The sequence below is a fragment of the Solilutibacter silvestris genome, assembly GCF_002895945.1.
Lineage (GTDB): Bacteria > Pseudomonadota > Gammaproteobacteria > Xanthomonadales > Xanthomonadaceae > Solilutibacter > Solilutibacter silvestris.
In genome coordinates this window covers 1,195,181-1,216,129 of sequence record NZ_NPZB01000001.1, presented here as the reverse complement: position 1 = coordinate 1,216,129, position 20,949 = coordinate 1,195,181, and the positions used below count along the sequence as shown (strand labels likewise).

General features: G+C 62.8%; 24 protein-coding genes. 7 read left to right on the top strand and 17 right to left on the bottom strand.

Annotated elements, in window-relative coordinates; genetic code table 11:
• Window positions 1-15: 15 nt before the first annotated feature.
• Genes Lysil_RS05535 through Lysil_RS05520 form a run of 4 tightly spaced genes read right to left on the bottom strand, consistent with a single transcriptional unit; the run spans window position 16 to window position 2,583 of the window.
• Window positions 16-555 (bottom strand): pilus assembly PilX family protein, encoded by a 540-nt coding sequence (locus Lysil_RS05535; RefSeq protein ID WP_103074515.1) that lies wholly within the window; start codon window positions 553-555, stop codon window positions 16-18.
• Window positions 552-1,586, bottom strand: coding sequence for a prepilin-type N-terminal cleavage/methylation domain-containing protein (locus Lysil_RS05530; protein ID WP_103074514.1), 1,035 nt, complete (start codon window positions 1,584-1,586; stop codon window positions 552-554). The genes Lysil_RS05535 and Lysil_RS05530 overlap by 4 nt, the downstream gene beginning before the upstream one ends.
• Window positions 1,583-2,023: a type IV pilus modification protein PilV gene (gene pilV / locus Lysil_RS05525; protein WP_103074513.1), complete on the bottom strand. Its 441-nt coding sequence runs from the start codon at window positions 2,021-2,023 to the stop codon at window positions 1,583-1,585. Before pilV ends, Lysil_RS05530 begins: the two co-directional genes overlap by 4 nt.
• A 5-nt stretch (window positions 2,024-2,028) precedes the next feature.
• Window positions 2,029-2,583, bottom strand: coding sequence for a GspH/FimT family pseudopilin (locus Lysil_RS05520; RefSeq protein WP_165782394.1), 555 nt, complete (start codon window positions 2,581-2,583; stop codon window positions 2,029-2,031).
• Window positions 2,584-2,693: 110 nt separating this feature from the next.
• On the opposite strand from Lysil_RS05520, the gene Lysil_RS05515 reads away from it, so the two are divergent.
• Complete coding sequence (locus Lysil_RS05515; RefSeq protein ID WP_103074511.1) at window positions 2,694-3,719, top strand: sensor histidine kinase; 1,026 nt, start codon at window positions 2,694-2,696, stop codon at window positions 3,717-3,719.
• Here Lysil_RS05515 and ppnN read toward each other — a convergent pair.
• The 5 genes from ppnN to grxD all read right to left on the bottom strand — a co-directional run bounded on the left by ppnN (window position 3,709) and on the right by grxD (window position 10,280).
• Window positions 3,709-5,109 carry a nucleotide 5'-monophosphate nucleosidase PpnN gene (gene ppnN, locus Lysil_RS05510; protein ID WP_103074510.1) on the bottom strand — a complete coding sequence of 467 codons (1,401 nt, stop codon included), beginning with the start codon at window positions 5,107-5,109 and terminating at the stop codon, window positions 3,709-3,711. The two genes, Lysil_RS05515 and ppnN, sit on opposite strands and share 11 nt — an antisense overlap.
• Window positions 5,110-5,231: 122 nt before the next feature.
• Window positions 5,232-8,468 (bottom strand): TonB-dependent receptor, encoded by a 3,237-nt coding sequence (locus tag Lysil_RS05505; RefSeq protein ID WP_103074509.1) that lies wholly within the window; start codon window positions 8,466-8,468, stop codon window positions 5,232-5,234.
• A 173-nt stretch (window positions 8,469-8,641) separates the two neighbouring features.
• A complete protein-coding gene (locus Lysil_RS05500; protein ID WP_103074508.1) occupies window positions 8,642-9,238 on the bottom strand; it encodes a YhgN family NAAT transporter in 597 nt (198 codons plus the stop codon).
• A complete protein-coding gene (locus Lysil_RS05495; RefSeq protein ID WP_103074507.1) occupies window positions 9,235-9,963 on the bottom strand; it encodes an SDR family NAD(P)-dependent oxidoreductase in 729 nt (242 codons plus the stop codon). The genes Lysil_RS05500 and Lysil_RS05495 overlap by 4 nt, the downstream gene beginning before the upstream one ends.
• Complete coding sequence (grxD, locus tag Lysil_RS05490; RefSeq protein WP_103074506.1) at window positions 9,960-10,280, bottom strand: Grx4 family monothiol glutaredoxin; 321 nt, start codon at window positions 10,278-10,280, stop codon at window positions 9,960-9,962. Before grxD ends, Lysil_RS05495 begins: the two co-directional genes overlap by 4 nt.
• An 83-nt stretch (window positions 10,281-10,363) precedes the next feature.
• Here grxD and Lysil_RS05485 point away from each other — a divergent pair, with 83 nt between their 5' ends.
• Window positions 10,364-10,942 carry a superoxide dismutase gene (locus tag Lysil_RS05485; RefSeq protein ID WP_103074505.1) on the top strand — a complete coding sequence of 193 codons (579 nt, stop codon included), beginning with the start codon at window positions 10,364-10,366 and terminating at the stop codon, window positions 10,940-10,942.
• A 104-nt stretch (window positions 10,943-11,046) separates the two neighbouring features.
• Complete coding sequence (locus Lysil_RS05480) at window positions 11,047-11,514, top strand: CcdC protein domain-containing protein (RefSeq protein WP_129588366.1); 468 nt, start codon at window positions 11,047-11,049, stop codon at window positions 11,512-11,514.
• A gap of 36 nt (window positions 11,515-11,550) precedes the next feature.
• Here the strand turns inward: Lysil_RS05480 and Lysil_RS05475 are convergent, their stop codons facing one another.
• Window positions 11,551-12,699 carry a 5-(carboxyamino)imidazole ribonucleotide synthase gene (locus tag Lysil_RS05475; protein WP_103074503.1) on the bottom strand — a complete coding sequence of 383 codons (1,149 nt, stop codon included), beginning with the start codon at window positions 12,697-12,699 and terminating at the stop codon, window positions 11,551-11,553.
• A gap of 13 nt (window positions 12,700-12,712) precedes the next feature.
• Window positions 12,713-13,219 (bottom strand): 5-(carboxyamino)imidazole ribonucleotide mutase, encoded by a 507-nt coding sequence (gene purE, locus Lysil_RS05470; RefSeq protein WP_103074502.1) that lies wholly within the window; start codon window positions 13,217-13,219, stop codon window positions 12,713-12,715.
• Between the two features lie 65 nt (window positions 13,220-13,284).
• Here purE and Lysil_RS05465 point away from each other — a divergent pair, with 65 nt between their 5' ends.
• Genes Lysil_RS05465 through Lysil_RS05450 form a run of 4 tightly spaced genes read left to right on the top strand, consistent with a single transcriptional unit; the run spans window position 13,285 to window position 15,866 of the window.
• Window positions 13,285-13,551, top strand: coding sequence for a Trm112 family protein (locus tag Lysil_RS05465; RefSeq protein ID WP_103074501.1), 267 nt, complete (start codon window positions 13,285-13,287; stop codon window positions 13,549-13,551).
• Window positions 13,548-14,432: a carboxylating nicotinate-nucleotide diphosphorylase gene (nadC, locus tag Lysil_RS05460; RefSeq protein ID WP_103074500.1), complete on the top strand. Its 885-nt coding sequence runs from the start codon at window positions 13,548-13,550 to the stop codon at window positions 14,430-14,432. Before Lysil_RS05465 ends, nadC begins: the two co-directional genes overlap by 4 nt.
• A gap of 37 nt (window positions 14,433-14,469) precedes the next feature.
• Window positions 14,470-15,516, top strand: a complete 1,047-nt coding sequence (locus Lysil_RS05455) for a DUF2272 domain-containing protein (RefSeq protein WP_165782393.1) — start codon at window positions 14,470-14,472, stop codon at window positions 15,514-15,516.
• Entirely contained in the window at window positions 15,513-15,866 is a 354-nt protein-coding gene (locus Lysil_RS05450) for a DUF3301 domain-containing protein (RefSeq protein WP_103074498.1), read from the top strand. Before Lysil_RS05455 ends, Lysil_RS05450 begins: the two co-directional genes overlap by 4 nt.
• Before the next feature lie 43 nt (window positions 15,867-15,909).
• Here the strand turns inward: Lysil_RS05450 and Lysil_RS05445 are convergent, their stop codons facing one another.
• From Lysil_RS05445 to Lysil_RS05420, 6 genes are all read right to left on the bottom strand, one after another.
• Window positions 15,910-16,404 carry a ClpXP protease specificity-enhancing factor gene (locus Lysil_RS05445; protein ID WP_103075006.1) on the bottom strand — a complete coding sequence of 165 codons (495 nt, stop codon included), beginning with the start codon at window positions 16,402-16,404 and terminating at the stop codon, window positions 15,910-15,912.
• Between the two features lie 20 nt (window positions 16,405-16,424).
• Window positions 16,425-17,066, bottom strand: a complete 642-nt coding sequence (locus tag Lysil_RS05440) for a glutathione S-transferase N-terminal domain-containing protein (protein ID WP_103075005.1) — start codon at window positions 17,064-17,066, stop codon at window positions 16,425-16,427.
• Window positions 17,067-17,127: 61 nt separating this feature from the next.
• Window positions 17,128-17,940, bottom strand: coding sequence for a cytochrome c1 (locus Lysil_RS05435; protein ID WP_103074497.1), 813 nt, complete (start codon window positions 17,938-17,940; stop codon window positions 17,128-17,130).
• A 4-nt stretch (window positions 17,941-17,944) separates the two neighbouring features.
• Entirely contained in the window at window positions 17,945-19,219 is a 1,275-nt protein-coding gene (locus Lysil_RS05430; protein WP_103074496.1) for a cytochrome b, read from the bottom strand.
• The gene (petA, locus tag Lysil_RS05425) at window positions 19,220-19,837 is read right to left on the bottom strand and encodes a ubiquinol-cytochrome c reductase iron-sulfur subunit (RefSeq protein ID WP_103074495.1); all 618 of its coding nucleotides are present in this window, start codon (window positions 19,835-19,837) and stop codon (window positions 19,220-19,222) included. It lies immediately after the preceding gene.
• Window positions 19,838-19,983: 146 nt separating this feature from the next.
• Entirely contained in the window at window positions 19,984-20,883 is a 900-nt protein-coding gene (locus tag Lysil_RS05420; RefSeq protein WP_103074494.1) for a lytic transglycosylase domain-containing protein, read from the bottom strand.
• Between the last annotated feature and the right edge of the window lie 66 nt (window positions 20,884-20,949).

Sequence of the window (20,949 nt, the reverse complement as noted above, 5' to 3'; positions counted from 1 at the left end):
TCGGAGAGTCCACTTTCATGGTGCCTGATACAGGGATTGCAGCATCACTTCGGTCCCGTTGGGGGCTTGGCTCAGTACCGTGATCCGATAAACCTGGGCGCGTACGGTGCTCCCCGCGTTGACGCAGCCGTCACCGAAACATGTGTCGCCGAGTGTTCCGCTCGCACTCTTCGTCCCATATCCTTCAAGGCTGAATTTTGGCGTGATGCCATTCGGGTCGACAGCCGCATTCTGGTAATTTCCAGCCGTTGTCCAGAAACTGGATTGCGTCTCATAGAGCGAAGCCTGCCCAGTTGCTGGCGTGGCACAAACGCCATTGTTGCAGCCGCTTGTCGGAATAGCCGGATGACCTTTCGCGAAATCTTCGGCCACCCTCAGCGCTTCCTCGGCAGCTTGAAAGGCATAGCCTCGCGCGATGGTGTAGCCCGCCATCCGCTCCTGCAAGATGGCCTCGCGCATGGCGACCAGTCCCAGCAACGTGACGATCACCAACAACATCAACACCACGATCAACGCTGCACCACGCTCGTTTCGATTCGGAAGATTCCTGTTCATCCCCGTATATCCTTGCGATTGCGGATGGAAATCGTGCTCGACACCGTGCGTGTCAGCAGCTGTCCACCCGTGCCTTTGCGATCCCCCGTCGTCAATGCCCCAGCTTCAGGCTGCAGTGTCAGCACCAGTTTGATTGCATCCACAGTTCCCCATTGTCCTGCCACGGCGTTCGCATCGACAAAGCTCGTTGCGCCTGACAGCAAATAGGTCAATTGCATGTCATTCACGCCAGCCGCGATTTCATCATTGGAAATCTGCACTCCATTTTTGCTGACAGCGCGATAGAGCGATTTTCCGCCGTTGGTATTCGCTGCAATTGCCCAGCTCACGGAAATCGGGCGAACCAGCATGGCAGGCCCGTCGCCAACATCCAGGCAGTTCACATTCGTAGTTGCCGGCTTGGTGAAGCAATAACCGACCGTACCCGCCCCCGAAAGCACCTTGGTTTGATCTGTCTGGAACGCGGTCATTGCATTTAGGGTGCCGACATCATGTTTGATCGCGGTGGGTTGAATGGAAGTCGCGGCAAAGATCACCGATTCCTGCGGGGTGCAAGCCATCAACACATCCCCGACGGCAATTCCACCCGAACTACCCACTTGGACATCAGCCAATGGATCGGCGTGACTGCTGATGAGAAGATCGGATCTGGTTGGATTCGCAGGATCAGCAATCCTGTCGGTGTAATACACCGTCACGGAATCAGGCGTCGCGCCACCTTCGGTTCCACTCAAGCCCAGGTTCCAGGCAGCCCATTGCGGGGACATCCTGTTGACTAGCATGTTCACTATATTGGCGCTGCAGGGATTGCTACCTGCAACTCGAAGATCCCGCGACAGGAATTCGAATGCAGCCCGGCCGTTTTCCTGGATCCTGTTGACCGCAGTCGTTGTCCCATACGTGCGCCGATTGGACAGGAACAATGCCGAAGCAGCACCCACGACCAACAGGCCCAGCACGAGCGCAACCATGAGTTCGATCAGCGTGAACCCTGCCTGCTTGTTTCGAGAAAATTCTGTAGGCATATTCATATCTGGATGTTTGTACGGATGTCGCCCGATGCCGATGGCGTCGAGCCGCCCGTCCCACGTGTGTCGTCCCAGCGAACACCGACGTCGCACAGCGTTCCACCATTGCAGGACACGGTTCCGCAGGCCGACGGGGACACATCTGTCGTCAACCTGTCGAGCCAATCCTTGAGTACTGGATCGGTGCTCGCAACCGCATCGGCCTTGCACATGTATCCACCGGTATCGAAAGCGGTCAACCGTGTACGATTCGCACGCAACACATCTCCCATCTCATACACGTGGACAAGCGCCTGCGTGCGCTCTGCCGAACTTCCCGCGTTTTTCAGCGTGATCGCCTGCAGCGCCGCAATACCCAAGATGCCTATAGCGAGCACCAGAACTGCAACCATTACTTCGATCATTCCAACGCCCGCTTGCCTGCGAGCCGATATCTGCATTTTGCTCACGGAGCACACCCTGCGACGGCTGAATTTGAAGGGGTCACGGTGACACGACTGACTTGCACATCAATCTGCATAGTGCTGCTGGCAGCCGGGAGTTTTGGCATGCAGACCAGAACGCCACCTTGCCTGCCCCCACCAACGATTGCAAAACCGTCGGCGCCAAAACCGATTTTGTTGCTACCGGCAGTCGTATCGGCATTGCCAATCGCGACTGCTTGTTGAGCCAGGACAACTTCGCGAACGACCTGATCCCCTCCTTTATGAGAGACCACGATGAAACGACTCCAGTTGGCGCCACTGCATGTGCTTCCATCCGTGGTAGGGCACACATCTGTGCTGCCATTTCTACGGATCGCCTCCATTCTCGCCAACTGCAACGCAGCCACCACTTCGTTGGCCGTTGATGTCAGGCGGCTCCTCAGGATCAATTGCGTGAAACTCGGCGCTGCAATGGCCGCAACAATCGCCAGCACCGCCACTGTCACCATGAGTTCGATCAGGGTGAAGCCCCGCTCGCGCCGTCTTATCATCTGTCGCGCCATCCGTTCGGCCATCCCCATTTCCACGTCGGGCACATTACGCGTGGCCCGCCTACCCTGCCGGTCTGGCTGACAGGCGGTGATTCCGGACGGCTGAACGGCTCCGCGGCGTCGTAGCATGGGCCATGGACCGCACATCCCCATCCAGCGAACACCCGATCGATATCCTCTGGCAGCCGGCCACCCTGCTGTCGATCTTTGCCGCTGGCGAGCTGCTGGCCATCATCCTCGCCCTCGGCTCGCCATTGGCCAGCGGCTCGGTGCTGGTGAAATTCGGACTGGCCTCGTTCGCCATCCAGTGGGTGGTGTTGTTCACGCTCAGTGGCCTGTATCTGCTGCGCACGAAGTTGACCGGGTTCGGCGCGCGCGGAGTGATCGTCCTGGCGATGACCTTGATGCTGCTGGTGACGTTGCTGTCGGGCGCATCAGTCAGTTCGCTATTTGGCGATGTGTTCGCTGACCAAAGCGCACCATGGTTTGTCGGCACGCTGCGCTTCTATGTCTGCCTGCTTTCCATGTCCACCTTCGGCCTGCTCGCATTGCGCAGTCACTGGAGTGCCCAGCGCGCGGCGTGGCAGACACAACAGGCCGAGCTGCAGGCACTGCAGGCCCGCGTCGATCCGCACTTCCTGTTCAACACCCTCAACACCGGTGTCGCATTGGTGCATGCGCGCCCCGATGCCGCCGAACAATTGCTGCTCGATCTTGCCGATCTGTTCCGTGCGGCGCTGGCTGGCCCGCGTTCGATCATGCTGGCGGACGAGCTCGACCTCGCGCGTCGCTATCTCGACATCGAACAACTGCGTTTCGGTCCGCGCTTGCAGGTGGAATGGGATGCGCCCGACACACTCCCGCACATGTTGCTTCCGGCGCTATCGATCCAACCCCTGGTGGAGAACGCGATTCATCACGGCATCGAGCCGCGCATGGATGGCGGCGTGGTGACCATCCGCGTCTTCGATGAAGCGCGCGATGTCGTGGTGGAAATCACCAATCCGCTGCCCGATCCATCCTCGTCGCCCAGGGATCGCGGGCATCGTGTCGGGCAGGCCGCAGTCACCGCGCGTCTGCGCGAGGCAGGCGGCGGTTTCAGTGCGGCCGTCGAAGGCGAGCGTTACGTCGCGCGGGTGCGGATCCCGTTCAGCGAATAACCCGATAACACGGGTTGTATTCGCCGGAAATCTTCATGCGCCGCTGTTCCACGAAGCTGCGCAGCATGTCGTCGAGTGCGGCCATGATGTCGGCGTCACCATGGATCTCGAACGGTCCGCGTTCGTGGATGCGACGCACGCCGGCTTCCTTGACGTTGCCGGCGACGATCCCAGAGAACGCGCGACGCAGGTCGGCGGCGAGATCCTGCGGACGACGACCATGGTGCAGATCGAGCGCAGCCATCGCTTCGTGCGTGGGGTCGAACGGGCGCTGCAGGTCGAGCGGAATATCCAGCGACCAATTGAAGTAGAACGAATCGCGATGCTCGATGCGGTATTCGCGCACCTTGCGAATGCCAGCGATCATCGTGCGCGCGACATCTTCCGGATCGTCGACGATGATGCGGTAATGCTTCGTGGCGTCCTCGCCCAGTGTCAGGCGGATGAAGCGATCGATCTCCTCGAAATACGCGGCGGAATCCTTCGGCCCGGTGAGGATCATCGGATACGGCAGCCCAGCGTTCTCCTCGCGCAACAACACGCCGAGCAGGTAAAGGATTTCCTCGGCGGTGCCAGCGCCACCCGGGAACACGATGATCCCGTGCGCCACGCGGACGAAGGCTTCGAGGCGCTTCTCGATGTCCGGCATGATGACGAGGTTGTTGACGATCGGATTCGGCGATTCCGCAGCGATGATGCCCGGCTCGGTGATGCCGATGTAGCGCGGATTCGTGCGACGCTGCTTGGCATGCGCGATGGTCGCGCCCTTCATCGGCCCCTTCATCGCGCCGGGACCGCAGCCGGTGCAGATGTCGAGTCCACGCAGGCCGAGCTCGTAGCCGACTTCCTTGGTGTAGAGGTATTCCTCGCGACTGATCGAATGACCACCCCAGCACACCACCAAATTCGGGTCGCCGTGGCGGAGCATGCGTGCGTGGCGCAGCAGGCGGAACACCGCGTCGGTGATGTCGGCGGAATTCTCAAGTTGCTGGGCGTCTTCCGGGCCCATTTCCATCGCCGTCCAGGCGATGTCGCGCACCACCGCGAACAACAGGTCGGCGACGCCGCGGATGATGTGGCCATCGACGAAAGCCATCGCCGGTGCGTTCTTCAATTCGATGCGGACGCCGCGATCCTGCTGCTGCACCTGGATGTCGAAGTCGGCGTATTTGCGGCTGGCGAGATGCGGGTCGTCCGATGCGCTGCCGCTGGTCAGCACCGCCAGCGCGCATTTGCGCAACAGGTCGTGCATGCCGCCGGCGGAGGCATCGCGCAGGCGCGCGACTTCCTCGCGGGAGAGAATGTCGAGGCTGCCCTTGGGATACAGGCTGGCATCGACGGTGGTGTTGGTCTGGCCCTCCAAGGGCTCGGGATCGGTCGCGGAATTCATCGTTGTCGTATTCATGACTCCGATTCTAGCGCCGTTTGCGACCGGAGCAATTTCACCCTTCTCCAAAAAAATGATGGCCGGGTTGCCCCGGCCATCGTGGTGATGCTTGCTGATGCGATGGATCAGAAGGTGTATTTCACGGTCAGCATGACCGACCACAGCGACACCGGACGTGTGGCGACACCGGAGGTACCGTTGAGGTAGTACGTCTGCAGCGAATCGGGCGTCTTGCTCAGGTCGTACTTGTATTGACCGGTTGCCGTGAAGCCGGAAACGTAAGCCAACGTGCGGCGGGCGTTGAAAGAGCCATTTGACGCGCTGACGACCTGTGTGACGCCCCAGTTCCTGTTCAACAGATTCAGAAAGTTGGAGACATCCAGCCGCACGACCGACTTGTTGCCCTTGAAGAAGCCCGGGAACTCCTGCTGGATGCCGAGGTCGAGCTGGTTGCTCCATGGCGTGACCGAGCTGTTGCGCGAAGCGATCTGGCCGCGATGCGTGTGCAGGTACGGATCCTGGTCGATGTAGTTCTGGAACGCTGCGATCTGCGCCGCCGTGGCTGCCGGAGCACCTGCACCGGTGCCATTGACGTACACCACGCGCGAATCATTCACGTTCGGAATGTAGGCCAGGTCGTAACCGCTCTGGTTGTCGCCGTTGACGTCGCCGAGGATGCCGCTGCCGCTGCCATAGATCCACGAATAGCGCGAACCGGTACGGCCGTTGTAGTAAGCCGAGACGCTGGTCTTGTAGTCACCGAAGAAGGCGTGTTCCCACGACGCCGTGGCCTTGATCGAACGCGAGATGCCGCGCGCCGCCGGCGGCGCGATGTTTTCGTTCGGATTCACCATCGCGACCTGGTAGTTCGAGTTCGCCTGCGAGCTGTTGCCTGGGTTGACTTCGGTGGCATGGGTGAACGTGGCGCTGAAATTGCCGCTGAAACCGAACTTGTTGGTCGGCTTGGTCAACGCCAGTGTCAGCGAATTCGATTCGCCCTTGTTGGTATTGCCCAGCAAGGTGGAGTTGTAGGCGATCGCCGGGTTGCGACCGTTGTTGACGCCAGTTCCCAGTGCCGTGCTCCAGTACGACTGGCGGCCGTCAGGCATCAGGAATCTGGTGCTCGGCACGCCAACATTCGGCTCCGTGTACAGGATGGCGTTGCGCGCCTTGATGTACTGGTATTCGATCGACCCGATCAGGCCGCCCATCGGCAGCGCGGCATCGAATGCCAGGCTGGCCTTCAGTGCGGTCGGCAGCTTGAAGTTCGGCGTGATCGCATCGATTTGCGCGCCGACCGGATTGACGCTGGAGGCGGCCTGCTTGTTGCTGACGTCATTCACGACGGTGCCGAACGGAGCCGTCACCGGCACGGTGATCAGGCTGGTGACACCATTGTTCAAGTAGGGGTTGGTCATCCACACGACCGGCGGAACGGTCTGGAAGATGCCCGCGCCACCGCGCAACTGCATCAGGTTCTTGCTGTTGATCAGGTAGTTGAAGCCGATGCGCGGTTCGACCACCTTGTTCTTGCTGCCCAAGGTGGAGTTGTTCGGGAAGCCGGTGACCGCGGCATAGTTCGGATTGAGCGGCGGGGCATGGTCGGCCTTCGGCAGGTTCACGCGCACGCCGTACACCAGCGAGAACTTGTCGGTGACCTGCCAGCTGTCCTGGATAAACGGGCTGAGCTGCGAGTACGTCCAGGTACCGGCGATGTCGCCCAGCGATTCGCCAGCCGGGATATAAGTCCGCTGCGCCTGGTTGGACCCCGTGGTCATGTAGATGCCATTGGCGAAATCAGCCGCGGTGTTGAACACATAGAAGCCGTGCAGGCGGCGACCAAACAGGTCTCCCACCTGGGTGCGCTGATAGTCGAAGCCGCCCTTGATGGTGTGGCTGCCCAGCAACAAGGTGCCGATCAGGCTGCCAGTCCATTTCTTGGTGTGGATTTCGTTTTCGTGACGGAACTGATCTTCGCCCAGATAGATCGTTCCGCCTTCCGGCGTGAACACCTGGATGTGCGGCTGGTTGATGGCGTTGCCGGCGATCTGGTCGAACTTCTGGTAGCTGACCTTGGCCTCGGTACTGAAATTGCTGGTCCAGTCACTGAACAACTGCAGCGCAGCATTCTTGGTCAAACTATTGACGTTGTACCAATGGCTGCTGAAAACGACCGAGCTGCTGCTCTGGTCGTACGGAGTCGGCTTGGTTTCGCTGGTGCGCTGCAGGGTCAGGCTGGCGCGATGCTTGTCGCTGATGTTCCAGTCGATCTTGGCGAGGTAGCGCTTGTTGTTCAGATCCTGTCCGCTGGAAACCACGTTGCCCGGGGTCAGGCCCCACTTGGTCGCGGCCTGGCTCACGGCATCGATTTCGGCCTGGGTCACCTTGCCGGCCTGCAAGCCGGTGCTCGGCGGCGTACCGAGTTTGGTGATGGTTTCTTTTTCAGCTGCGAGGAAGAAGAACAACCGGTCCTTGATGATCGGACCGCCAACGGTGAAACCGTAGGTCATGTCCTTGCCGAAGCCGGTGTAGTGGCCGCCACCGTTGGGATAGGTGCCGACCATGCTGTTCGCATTCTTGTAGGCGCCGTAGAGCGAGCCATGGAACTGGTTGGTGCCTGACTTGGTGACGGCATTGACGTTGGCGCCGACCGTGTCCGAGCCGACGTCAAAGTCGGTGGTCGAGATGTTGTACGCAGCGATGGTATCGCGCGAAATCGGCGAACCGGTGTACGGCATGCCGTTTGAATTCAGGCCGAAGGGGTCGCCCTGACCGAGGCCATCGACGGAAATGTTGTTGTAGCGGTTCGGCAGGCCGGCCATGGAGATCGAGCCGTCGCTGGGGTCGGTGACGTTGATGCGCGGATCGAGGCGCGCAACGTCATCAAGCGAACGATTGCCGGACGGCGTGGTTTCCAGGCGGCGACCACTGATGTTGGTGCTCAACCCCTTCTTGTCGGGGTTGAAAAGCTCGGCAGTGGCGCGGCCGGTCACAGTGACCTTACCAAGGTCATTGCCACTCGCGCCCACCGTTTCGTCCACCTGGGCCACATTGTTCAGGGTCAGGAACACGTCGCTCTGGGCCTTGTCCCCTGCCGCCGAATGCACCTTCACGACATACGGGCCACCGGGGCGCAAGCCGTTGGCGGCATAGCGGCCATTGGCGTCGGTGGTCGTGCGGCTGGTGGTGCCGGATTCGACGTGCGTGATGGTCACTTCTGCACCGGCAACGGCCTGGCCATTGTCAGTGGTGATGCGACCGGCGATACCGGACGAGGTGCTTTGCGCGAACACGGGCGCCGCGGCAAGCGCGACAGTCAGGCCGAGAGCCAGCTTGGACAACCGAAGCTTCGAAGACGACATGCAGTTCCCCCTTGGGAATCGATTCATGAATTGTTGGACGGACGCCACAGCTGCCGTTCGCGCGCGGGTACTACCCACTCGCCACGGCAGGGTTAACGAATATTAAACCTTAGGGGGGCGAGGTGACAGTGTTGTGTCAACCGCTTGCGCAATACCTGACGCCGCGCACAGGATCAGCCGCCGGCGGTTCCCAGATACAGGCGCACGCCGTCCAGGCACATTTGCACGGAAATGGCCACCAGCAGCATGCCCATCAGGCGCTCCACGGCGGTCAACACCCGCATCCCCAACAGGCGATAAAGAAGGGTGGATGACAGCAGGATGACGGATGTTCCAGCCCAGGCCAGCAAAAGAGCCAGGCTCCAGCGCAGCTCCTGATGGGGTGTCTGGGTACTGAGCAGCATCACCGCGGCCATGCCCGAGGGGCCAGCCACCATCGGCACGGCGATGGGAACGATGAACGGTTCACCTTCCGGCAGTTCGCCCATGATCCCTTCCGGAACCGGAAAGATCATGCGGATGCCGATCAGGAACAGGATGATGCCGCCGGCGATCGATACCGCCTGCTGGTCGAGGTGCATCAGCCGCAGCACTGCCGGCCCCATCCACAGGAATACCATCAGCACGCCCAGCGCGATCAGCAGCTCGCGGACCAGGATCACGCGGCGGCGCTCGTTCGGCAGCGGCCGCAGTAGGCCCAGCACCACCGGGACATTGCCGAGCGGATCGAGGATCAGGAACAGCATCAAAGTGGCGGATGCGAGGGTCATGCCTGCACTGCCTGGATCTGTCCGGCGAAGGGACGCCCTGCGGGAGACAACAGGTCAACGCAGGCGGATGCATACGCGGATGGCGGACGCACCATCGGGTCAAAGTCTTCCATCCAGGCACGGCCGCGCAGGTCGGTTTTCATCGGCCCCGGTTGCAGGCCATGGATGCGGACGTTCGATTCCGCCACGAATTCGCCAGCCAGCATCGGCACCAAAGCACGCCGAGCCGTATTCGCCAGGCCATAGCCGCCCCAGAACGGACGTTCGCAGCGTTCCGGTGCATCGACCACGAACACCACAGCGGCGTCGCCCGCTTTTTCCATCACCGGCAGGCAGGCCATGGTCAGCCAGGTCGGCGCGGTGGCATTGACGTGCAGCGTGCGGGCGATGTCGGCGGGATCGCTGTGCTGGAACGGCGCCAGCGCCTTGAAATGCGCAGCGCAATGCAGCAAGCCATCGAGACGACCGAACTCGCTGGCGAGCTTGTCGGCCAGTTCGAGGTGATCGTCCGGGCTGGCGCCTTCAAGATCCAGCGGATAGATCGCCACCTCGCCGCCTTCCGCGGCGATGGCATCGTGGACGCGATGCAGCTTGGCCAGTTTGCGCCCGAGGATCACCACCGTCGCGCCGTCGCGCGCGCAGGCCAGCGCGGCCTCGCGACCGAGGCCACCGGTGGCACCAGTCACGAGAACCACGCGCCCGTGGAGGCGACGCGCTTCGCTCACGCCTTGCCGGCTTCCGAAACAATCCGGGCCAGTTCGCCCGATTCATGCAGTTCGCTGACGATGTCGCAGCCGCCGATCAACTCGCCATTGATGAAGAGCTGCGGGAAGGTCGGCCAGTTGGAATAGCGCGGCAGATTGGCGCGCACTTCCGGATCTTCCAGCACGTTGACGGTGAACAGTTCGCCGGCGCCGGCACTTTTGAGGGCCTGGACGGCGCGGCTGGAGAACCCGCACATCGGGAACTGCGGCGTTCCCTTCATGTACAGGACGATGGGGTGGCCTTCGACGTCGGCCTTGATGCGGTCCATGACGGACATTGGATGTGTCTCCGATGCATGACGGGCCACGCAGCTGTCGGCCCGTTAGAATGCACATTCTACCGCCTGACCGAGGTTCCCCCATGGCCATTGAATTGCCCGCCCTCCCCTACGACCGCACCGCACTGGAACCGTACATTTCCGGCGAAACCCTCGATTACCACTACGGCAAGCATCACCAGGCCTACGTGACCAATCTCAACAAGCTGATCGCCGGCACCGAGTTCGAGAACATGGACCTGGTGGACATCGTGAAGAAGTCCCAGGGCGGCATGTTCAACAACGCCGCGCAGGTGTGGAATCACACCTTCTACTGGAACTGCATGAAGCAGAATGGCGGCGGCGAACCCAGCGGCAAGCTGGCCGATGCCATCAACAAGGCGTTCGGCAGTTTCGACGCGTTCAAGGAAGAATTCGCCAAGACCGCGGTCGGCACCTTCGGTTCCGGCTGGGCATGGCTGGTGCAACGCAAGGATGGTTCGCTGGCACTGGTCAGCACGTCCAACGCCGCAACGCCGCTGACCGGCGAAGATACCGCGCTGATGACCTGCGACGTGTGGGAACACGCCTACTATCTCGATTACCAGAACCAGCGCCCGATGTATGTCACGCAGTTCTGGAACGTGGTGAACTGGGACTTCGTCGCCGGCAACATGAAGTAAGCGCGCGATTCATTTGATGATGCCACGATGGCCGGGCTTCCCGGCCATCATTCCATGCAGGCAACGCCTTGACATTCACGCCGAACCAATTGTTGCCCTATGCCATGCCTGTGTTCATCGCGTGGATGTTCTTTCGCCGCGTGCGCCGCAACTTCGGGCCGCAGGCATGGACACCGAAGCGCACGTACATTCGGCTCGCGCTGATTTCGCTGGTGGCGGTGATGCTCACTTTCGCCGCAGTCTTCGTTCCACATGCGGCAGCGCCGATGGCGGGTGGACTTGCGGCCGGTGTGTTGCTCGGCTGGATCGGCCTGCGTCATACCCACGCCGAATGGCGCGCTGGCGTGCGCACCTACATCCCCAATCCCTGGGTGGGCGGATTCCTGACACTGGCGCTGGCCGGACGCTTGGTCTGGCGTTTCACCCAAGGCGGCGGGATGACGGGTGCACAGCAGCAACCCAGCGTGCTGACGATGGCGATCGCTGCCGCACTGATCGCCTACACGCTGGTCTACAGCATCGGGTTGATCCTGCGCATGCGTGAGCTAGGCGAGCATCCGCCGCAGGTGTGACGTTGCGCCAAAGCAGCGTGACGCAAGCCACCGATCTCAGCGCTTCAACGCCTCGATTACCGGCGCAACCTGCTCTTCACGCCGCATCGCCACGCCCACGCGTTGCAACGCATCCGCCAACGCCTGCGCTGAATCCTCACGCAAGGTGGCATGCCCGACCTTGCGACCCGCGCGTGATTCCTTGCCGTAGTCGTGCCAGTGGCCACCGGCTTCGGCCAGTACCGGTTTGGCATCGGGCAACGCGCCGATCCAGTTGAGCATGCTGGCGTGGCCGACCATGCGCGTGCTGCCGAGCGGCAAGCCAAGGATCGCGCGCAGATGGTTCTGGAATTGCGAGGTTTCCGCGCCTTCGATGGTCCAGTGGCCGGAGTTGTGCACGCGTGGCGCGATCTCGTTGGCCATCAGCTTGCCGTCGCGCACGAACAACTCCAACGCGAACACGCCGACGTAATCGAGTGCTTCCGCCAGCGTGCGCGCATGCGCCACCGCCAGCGTTTCGATATCCGCAGGAAACATCGCCGGCGCGAGGCTGGCCGACAGCACGCCATCGACATGCCAGTTGCGGGTGAGCGGCCACGCGCGGAATTCGCCATCGCGTCCACGCACTGCCACCACCGATGCTTCGGCTTCAAACGGCACGAAGGCTTCGAGAATCAACCCGGTGCGGTCGGCCTGCGCGCCGAGCGCGGCCCATGCGGCATCGAGCGTTTCCGGGCGATCATCGCGCAAGCGGAACTGACCCTTGCCGTCGTAGCCGAGGCGACGTGTCTTGAGGATGCACGGCACGCCGATCGTTTTCACTGCGGCCGTGAGCGCTGCGCGATCCGCCACGTCAGCGAACTCCGGCACCGGGATGCCGAGTTCGCGGAACAGGGTTTTCTCGGCGAGTCGATCCTGTGTCAATGCGAGCGCGCGCGGATTCGGGAACACCGGCACGCGATCGGTCAGCCACTGCGCCGACTGCGCCGGCACGTTCTCGAAATCGAAGGTGGCGATGTCGATGCGCGAAGCGAATTCGGCCAGCGCGGCTTCATCGGTGTAATCGCCGACCACCATCGGCGCGAACTGCCCTGCGCAGGCATCGGCGACACTGTCGAGCACCAGGAAACGCAGGCCGAGCGGCGCGCCGGCCAAGGCCATCATGCGCGCGAGTTGGCCGCCGCCGAGGATGCCAATGCTTGTCATAGGTACGCCGTGGTCATGCGGTGCGCGGGTCGGCGGTCGCCATCACGTCGTCGGTCTGCTTCTTGCGGAACGCGACGAGTTTTTCGGCGATGGCGGCATCGGTGGTCGCCAGCATCGCCGCCGCGAACAACGCGGCATTGGCCGCGCCGGCATGACCGATGGCAAAGGTCGCGACGGGAATGCCGGCCGGCATCTGCACGATCGACAGCAACGAGTCGAGACCGCTCAACGCCTTCGATTGCACCGGCACGCCGAGGATCGGCACTGCGGTCTTGGCCGCCAGCATGCCCGGCAAGTGCGCGGCGCCACCGGCGCCGGCGATGATCACGCGTAGACCACGCGATGCCGCGGTTTCGGCGTAGTCGAACAAGACGTCGGGCGTGCGATGCGCCGACACCACCCGCGCTTCGTGCGGAATTCCCAGCGCCTGCAGCTTTTCAGCCGCATGCAGCATGGTCTCCCAGTCGGATCGCGAACCCATCACGATGCCCACCAGGGGGGCCGGGTGATCGCCGCTCATCGCCGTCTCCACATGTAAAGACGTATTCTATCGGTTCTCCCGCCAAGTTCCGTCAAATCCAGCGCATGGACAAGAAGTTGCTCGACATCCTGGCCTGCCCGGTCACCCGCCAGCCGCTGACCCTGCTCGATGGCGAACGCCTGAAAGCCCTGAACGCCATCATCGGCCAGTCCGGCGCGCAGTTCGGCGAGCACCGCCAGACCGACGCCCTGCGCGAGGCGCTGGTGACGCGCGACGGCAAGCGCATCTATCGCATCGATGACGGCATCCCGGTGCTGCTGCCGGACGAAGCATTGGACGCGGGATCGCTGGCCGGACCGCCGCAGGGATGAGTTTCGTCCCGCCGAGCGTGCAACCGCCCGATCCGGCGGTGATCGCCGAGAACGTGCGCGCTGCGTTGGCGGAAGACATCGGCAACGGCGACGCCACCGCCAGCCTGCTGCCCGACAGCGCCGACAACGCGTACCTGCTGTGCAAGGAAGACGCGGTAATCGCCGGACGCCCGTGGTTCGATGCCTGCCATCGCGCGCTCGATCCCGACGTCCGCATCGACTGGCGCGTCGATGAAGGCGCGCATGTCGCCGCCAACACCGTTCTCGCGATTCTCCAGGGCCGCAGCCGCGCGCTGGTGACGGCGGAACGGGCAGCGCTGAATTTCCTGCAGACACTCTCCGCCACCGCGACCACGACTGCACACCATGTCGCCGCCGTCGCCGGCACGCGCACGCAACTCCTTGATACCCGCAAGACCCTGCCCGGCCTGCGCATCGCGCAGAAATACGCGGTGCGCATGGGTGGTGGCCACAACCATCGCATCGGCCTGTACGACACGGTGATGCTGAAGGAAAACCATATCCGCGCCGCGGGCTCGATTGCTTCCGCCGTTGCATCGGCGCAGGAGAAGTTCCCGCAACTGCCATTGGTGATCGAAGTCGAGACGATCGAACAATTGCGCGAAGCGCTGGCGACCGGCTGCACGCGCATCCTGATCGACGATTTCGATGCAGCGATGCGGCGCGAGGCGGTGCGGATCGCGCATGACGAATTCGGCGGACGGACGCCACTGGAAGTCTCGGGCGGCGTCGATCTGGCGTCGCTGCGCGCGATCGCCGAGGACGGGGTCGATTGCATCTCCATCGGCGCGCTCACCAAGCACGTGCACGCCGTTGATCTGTCGATGAAGCTGGGGCCGGTACCATCACATCTCGCTTGAATTTCCGCACCAGGGGACCCAACACAGGATCATGACCATGGCCAACCGGATCTCCACCACCTTCTTTGTCGCGATGCTCGCATGCGTGGCTGCCACGGCATCGGCGCAATCGCAGATCACGCCAGCGCCTGCCACGCCGCCAGTTGCGCGGCCGCAATCGCAGCGGCAACAGCCGCAGACGCAGACGCAACAACAGCCGGCGCAATCACCATCGCAACAGCCGCCTGCGACGCAATCCCCCATCCCCGCGCCTGCATCATCAGCGCGCGCCTATGTCCCCACTGGATCGCCATCGCAGCGCATCCTCGAAGTCGCCCAGCGCGAGAATCGCAACTGGTATTCGCCTTTCATCGCCATCGATGGTGGCCTGCGCACATTGCCCGTCACCGAAGCCGAACGTTCGCATCTGAATGATGGCAACGAAGCCTGGCAGAAAGTCGCCGAGTACTGGCGCGATGGCAACACATTGGGAGAAATGGTCGACGGTGGCCGTCCCGGTGCCAGCGCCTGCGAATCCGCGTTCGGCACGGTCACCGCCGGCATCCGCGCCGATTGCCGCGGTTTCGTCGTCGACACGCCATGGTCGGCGGCCTTCATTTCCTATGTGATGACGAAAGCGCAAATTCCCGGCTTCCACGTTTCGCCGCGTCACATCGATTACATCCGCGATGCCTTCGCGAACCGTGGCCCGTACTTCGCGATCAACCCGGGCATTTCGCGCCCGCAGATCGGCGACCTGCTGTGCTACGTGCGGTTGTCACGCACCATCATCGGTTATGACGGACTGCGCGCCGCCTTCGCCGCGAATCCGTCGTTGAACCAGGCCGCGCACTGCGACGTGGTCGTCCGCACCGACTTCAACAAGCATTTCATCGAAGCCATCGGCGGCAATGTCGAGAACGCGGTGACGTTGCGCAAACTGCAACTCGATGCACAGGGATTGTTGGTCCTGCCGCGCCCGGTCAACATCGGCATGCAGGGCGAAGAAGACGATCTCCAGGTCGGTTGCTCACCCGACAACGAATCCGCCTGCGGCTTCAACCGCCAGAATTGGGCGGCGCTGCTGCGCTTGCGCGATCCATGAGTGACGCAACTCCGCTGATCGCGCTGATCGTGTTCGGCATCGGCTTGTGGTGGTGGCAATCCGCCCGCGGCGCCTACGACCGCGCGCGCGATCTCGGTCGCAATGCCTGCAGCGCCGCGCAAGTGCAATGGCTCGACGAAAGCGTGCAAAGCGCGGGCCTGCGCCTGCGCCGCGATCCCGGCGATGGCTGGCTCAAGATCGAGCGGCGTTTCCGTTTCGAGTATTCGACGGACGGCAATGATCGCCACGCCGGGCACCTGGTGTTGCTGGGAACGCGGCTGGTCGAATTCGCCGGGCCAGCGAAACCGGAGCCGGTGGCCTACGCGGATTTCGGTTCAACGCTGCACTGAGTTGCAAGCGCCCGCGAAGCTAGCGCGGGCCTCCACTGCGACGCTATTTGACCACCTTCAAATGCGCGCCGCGCTTTGGCGGCGGCGTCGGTGATGGCGTGTTGTCGTCACCACCATCATTGTCCTGTGCTTCCGTCGGCACGCCACGCAACGGCGACGGTTGCGGAGCGGGCGCATCCGTGTTTTCGACCAGCATGTTGCCTTCGTCGCCACCGTCCGCATCCGTCACCGGATCGGCGGGCAACGCCATGCCCATTCCGGTTTCGCGCGCATAGATCGCCAACACCGCATCGATCGGCACGAATATCGCGTGGCTCACGCCACCGAAACGCGCATTGAACGCGATCAAATCATTATCCATGCGCAGTTGTCCCACCGCGCGATCAGCGATGTTCAACACCACCTGACCATCGCGCACGGTGGACGGCGGAACACTGACGCCGGGACGCTTCGCGTCCACCAGCAGATGCGGGGTCATCCCGTTGTCGGCGATCCACTCGTAAATCGCCCGCAACAGGTACGGGCGCTGGCTGGTCATCGCCGGGCTGTCGCCGCCGCTCACTCCGGCATCGCGCGCAGCTTCTTTTCCGCCTCGGTCAGGCTGCGGGCGAAGCCCGGATTGCGGAAGATGCGGTTGCCGTAATCCTCGATCACCTTGCCGTCCTTGGGTAGCGGCACGTCCAGCGCGTGCAGGCGCCAGATGATCGGCGCCATCGCGCAATCGGCCAGGCTCATCTCGGTATTGAGGAAGAACTTGCTGGCCTTGAACAGCGGGATCGACTGCACCAGCAGCTCGGCCAGACGCTTGCGACCGGCCTCGGCCTGGGTCTTGTTGCCGAGCTGGATCGCCTGCACCTGCGGCACCCAATCGTGCTCGATGCGCAACATCGCCAAGCGCACCCGCGCGCGCGAAATCGGGTCCATCGGCATCAATGTCGGATGCGGATAACGCTCGTCAAGGTATTCGCTCACCACCGAAGCCGCGTACAGCACCAGGTCGCGCTCGACCAGGGTCGGCACGGACTGATACGGGTTGAGATCGATCAGGTCTTCCGGCGGCGATTGTGGATCGACCGGAACGAGATCGTAAGTCACGCCCTTTGCCGCCAGCACCAGCCGCACGCGATGACAGACCACGTCGTCCAGCGCGGAATACAGGGTCAGGGTGTTGCGCGAACGCGGTGCGCCTACGGATGCCATCGTCATCATCAATCTCTCCTCTCGGGCCGACAGGTGCCGGCGCCTTCTTTGCGTGCGGTCTTCAGTGCACGTCCTTCCAATATTCGCGGTTGAGCAGCCACGCCAGGAACGTGAACAGCGCCAGGAACGCCAGCACCCACACACCGATGCTCGGACGTTTCAGCCCCGCGGGCTCGCCGGCATATTCGAGGAAGGTGGTGATGTCACGCGCCACCTGATCGAACTGCTGCGGTTTCAGCGTGCCCGCCTGATGCACCATCAGACCCTTGATGCAACCTTGGTCGGTATCGGTGGTGCCATGCGGACAGGCCATGATTGCCTGACCCTTCTCGTCCTTCTCGCCGGTCGCCACCTTCGCGGTGTATTCCGGCAACTGGGTGCCCTGCAGCGACCACAGCGGGTTCGGCATCGACGCGCCCGGGAAGGTCGTGTTGTTCCAGCCCACCGGACGGGTCGGGTCGAGATAGAACGTCTTCAGGTAGGTATAGATCCAGTCGCTGCCACGCACGCGCGCGATCAGCGAGAGATCCGGCGGTTCCTTGTTGAACGCTGCCTTGGCCATCTCCGGCGTCATCGACGCGATGATCGGCTCGCCGATGTTCTTGACGCCGGTGACGTTGAGCTGGTCCATCACTTCCTGCTCGGACAGGCCGAGGTCGTCACCAAGGCGCGAATAGCGCAGGTGCTTCAGCGAGTGGCAGCCGGCGCAATAGCTCAGGAAGTCCTTGGCGCCGCGTTGCAGCGAGCCCTTGTCGGTGAGATCGGTGCCCGCGGATTGCAGCGCGACGCCATCCTCCGACGCCAGCACCGGCGCGGACAGCAGTCCGAGCAATGCGAACGCGACGAGCGACTTCAACAGGTGTTTCGGTGTCATCGACTTAGTCATGATTGAACGTCACCCGCTCCGGCACCGGCTTGGTCTTGTCGATCTTGGTCCAGATCGGCATGGTCAGGAAGAAGAGGTAGTAGTAGACCGTCAGCACGCGGCCGAGGACCGCCTCGTTGGGATCGGTGCCCGGACCTCCGCCGATCTTGGCCAGCCAGATGAAGCACGCCGCGAAGCCCAGCAGCATCGTCCACGACAGCTTGCCGCGGTAGCGATACGACTTGACCGGCGAACGGTCCAGCCACGGCACCAGGAACAGCAGCACGATGGCGCCGAACATCACCAGCACGCCCCACAGCTTGATGCCGAAGAACGACGGCACCACGCGCAACATCGCGTAGTACGGGGTGAAGTACCACACCGGCTTGATGTGCGCCGGCGTCACCATCGGGTTGGCCGCGGTGAAGTTGTCGTGCTCCAGGAACAGGCCGCCGAAGTTCGGGATGAAGAAGATCACGAACGCGGCGAACATCAGGAAGAAACCGATCCCGACCAGGTCGTGCACGGTGTAGTACGGATGGAACGGAATGCCGTCGGCCGGCTTGTTCGCGTCCCAGTGGTTGCCCTTCGGGCCCTTCTTGATGTCGACGCCGTCCGGATTGTTCGACCCGACTTCATGCAAGGCGCCGAGATGCAACACCACCAGCAACAGCAACACGATCGGCAACGCGATCACGTGCAGCGCGAAGAAGCGGTTGAGCGTGGCATCGGACGGGATGTAATCGCCCATGATCCAGTGCGTCAGGTCGGTGCCGATCACCGGGATCGCGCCGAACAGCGAGATGATCACCTTGGCGCCCCAGAACGACATCTGGCCCCACGGCAGCACGTAGCCCATGAAGGCTTCGGCCATCAGCACCAGATAGATCACCATGCCGAGCAACCACACCAGCTCGCGCGGCTTGCGGTAGCTGCCGTACATCAGGCCGCGGAACATGTGCAGGTAGACGGCGATGAAGAACAGCGATGCGCCGGTCGAGTGCATGTAGCGGATCAGCCAGCCCCAGTCGACATCACGCATGATGTATTCGACCGAGTCGAAGGCCTCCTTGGCATCCGGCTTGTAGTGCATCGTCAGGAAGATGCCGGTCAGGATCTGGTTGACCAGCACCAACAGGCTGAGTACGCCGAAGTAGTACCAGAAGTTGAAATTCTTCGGCGCGTAGTACTCGGTCATGTGCTTGCGGTAGATCGGCATCAGTGCCGGCGCCCGCTCGTTGACCCAGTCCATGACACCCTGCGCGGTGCGCGTGACGACGTTACTCATTTACGCGGCTCCCGGCGGGTCGATGCCGATGACGAGGCTGTCGCCCTCGAAGTGGTACGGCGGCACCGGCAGGTTGGCCGGCGCCGGCTGCGACTTCAGCACGCGTCCGGCCATGTCGTACTTTGACTTGTGGCAGGGGCAGAAGAAACCGCCCTTCCAGTCGGGATCGAACGGTTCCGGCTTGACCTCGGAATGCAGCTCGGGGGCGCAACCCAGATGGGTGCAGACGCCAATCAGCACCAGCACGTCGGGCTTGAGCGAGCGGTGCTCGTTCTGCGCGTACTTGGGCTGCTGGTCGATGTTCTGGGATTTCGGATCGGCCACCAGCGCATCCATCTGCGGCAGCATTTCCAGCATCTTCGGAGTGCGCTTGATGACGTAGACCGGCTGGCCGCGCCAGGCGACGTCACCGCCAAGGATTTGTCCCGCCACCAGGTTGGCGACGTTCACGGTCACCGGGCCGCCCGCCACCTTGGCGCGCGCACTGGGATTCCAGGACTTGATGAAGGGAACCGCCGCGAAACCCGCGCCTACCGCACCCACGACCACGGTGGTCGCGGTCAGGAAGCGCCGACGTCCCGGATTGCCCGGACCGTCGTGTACTTCGTTGTTGGCCATCCGGCACTCCGAAAGCAAAGATGTTGATAGGTTGGCGACCCGCAGGGACACGTTGCCGCGCCCAGCCATCGTTCGACCGGAAATTGTAGCGGAAGGCTTAACGAATCGACAATCTCCGGCCCACCCCATGGGCCGAGACGCGGTGCTCAGTTGGCGCTGCTGCGCGCCCGGTAGCGGTCGGCCAGGGTCCGTACCCGCTCGACATAGGCCCGGGTCTCGCTGTAGGGCGGCACCCCGCCGTACTTGTCCACGGCACCCTCGCCGGCGTTGTAACCGGCGGCAATTCGGGTGATATCACCGCCATAGCGCTTGGCCAGCCAGGCCAGGTATTGCACGCCGCCCTGGATGTTCTGGGCGGCATTGAAGGTATCGGAGACCCCGAAGCGACGGGCGGTGGCCGGCATCAGCTGCATCAGCCCCTGGGCCCCGGCCCGCGACAGCGCGCGCGGGTTGTAGGCCGATTCGGCGTGGATGATGGCGCGCACCACCGCCTCCTCGACGCCATAGAGCTTGGCGGCCGCAGTGATCTCCTGCTGGTAGGCGGAGGTGTTCAGGCTCAGGGTGCGGAAGTTGATGTGCGAGGTGGGATCGCAGGCGAAGCAGCGTTCGATGAAGGAATAGCGAATGGTGCGCACGTCGGCGATGGCCATGCCGCGCGGCGGCTTGCTGGTGACGTAGCGGACGCCATCCTTCATATAGGAGTAGACGGCACCGGAGACATGGCGCTCGCCACGACCCGGGCTGGCGCTACCGGTCGCGGAAATGGTCGGAATCGCCGCCGGAGGCTGGATTTCGGCAGATGGGCTCGGCGCTGGAGGAGGCGTGGTCGTGGCAACGACTGGCGTGACCGATACCGGCGCTTGCTCCGTGGCCTTCGTCCCCGGGCTGGAGCGATAGGTGCTCATCGCGGTGCAGCGCATCCCGGCCAAGCGAGTGCCCGAATAGGTGGTGCCGCCGGTGCCCTCGCAGCGATACAGCGTGCCAGCCGTGGCCGATCCGGCCAGCGACAGGGCGAGCAACAGCAATGCGAGACGACCCCCGATCATCTTGCGGAGTCTCCACGAAATCCCGGGGAATTCAAGTCGGGAGCGCGAGGGCGGCATAGAATATGC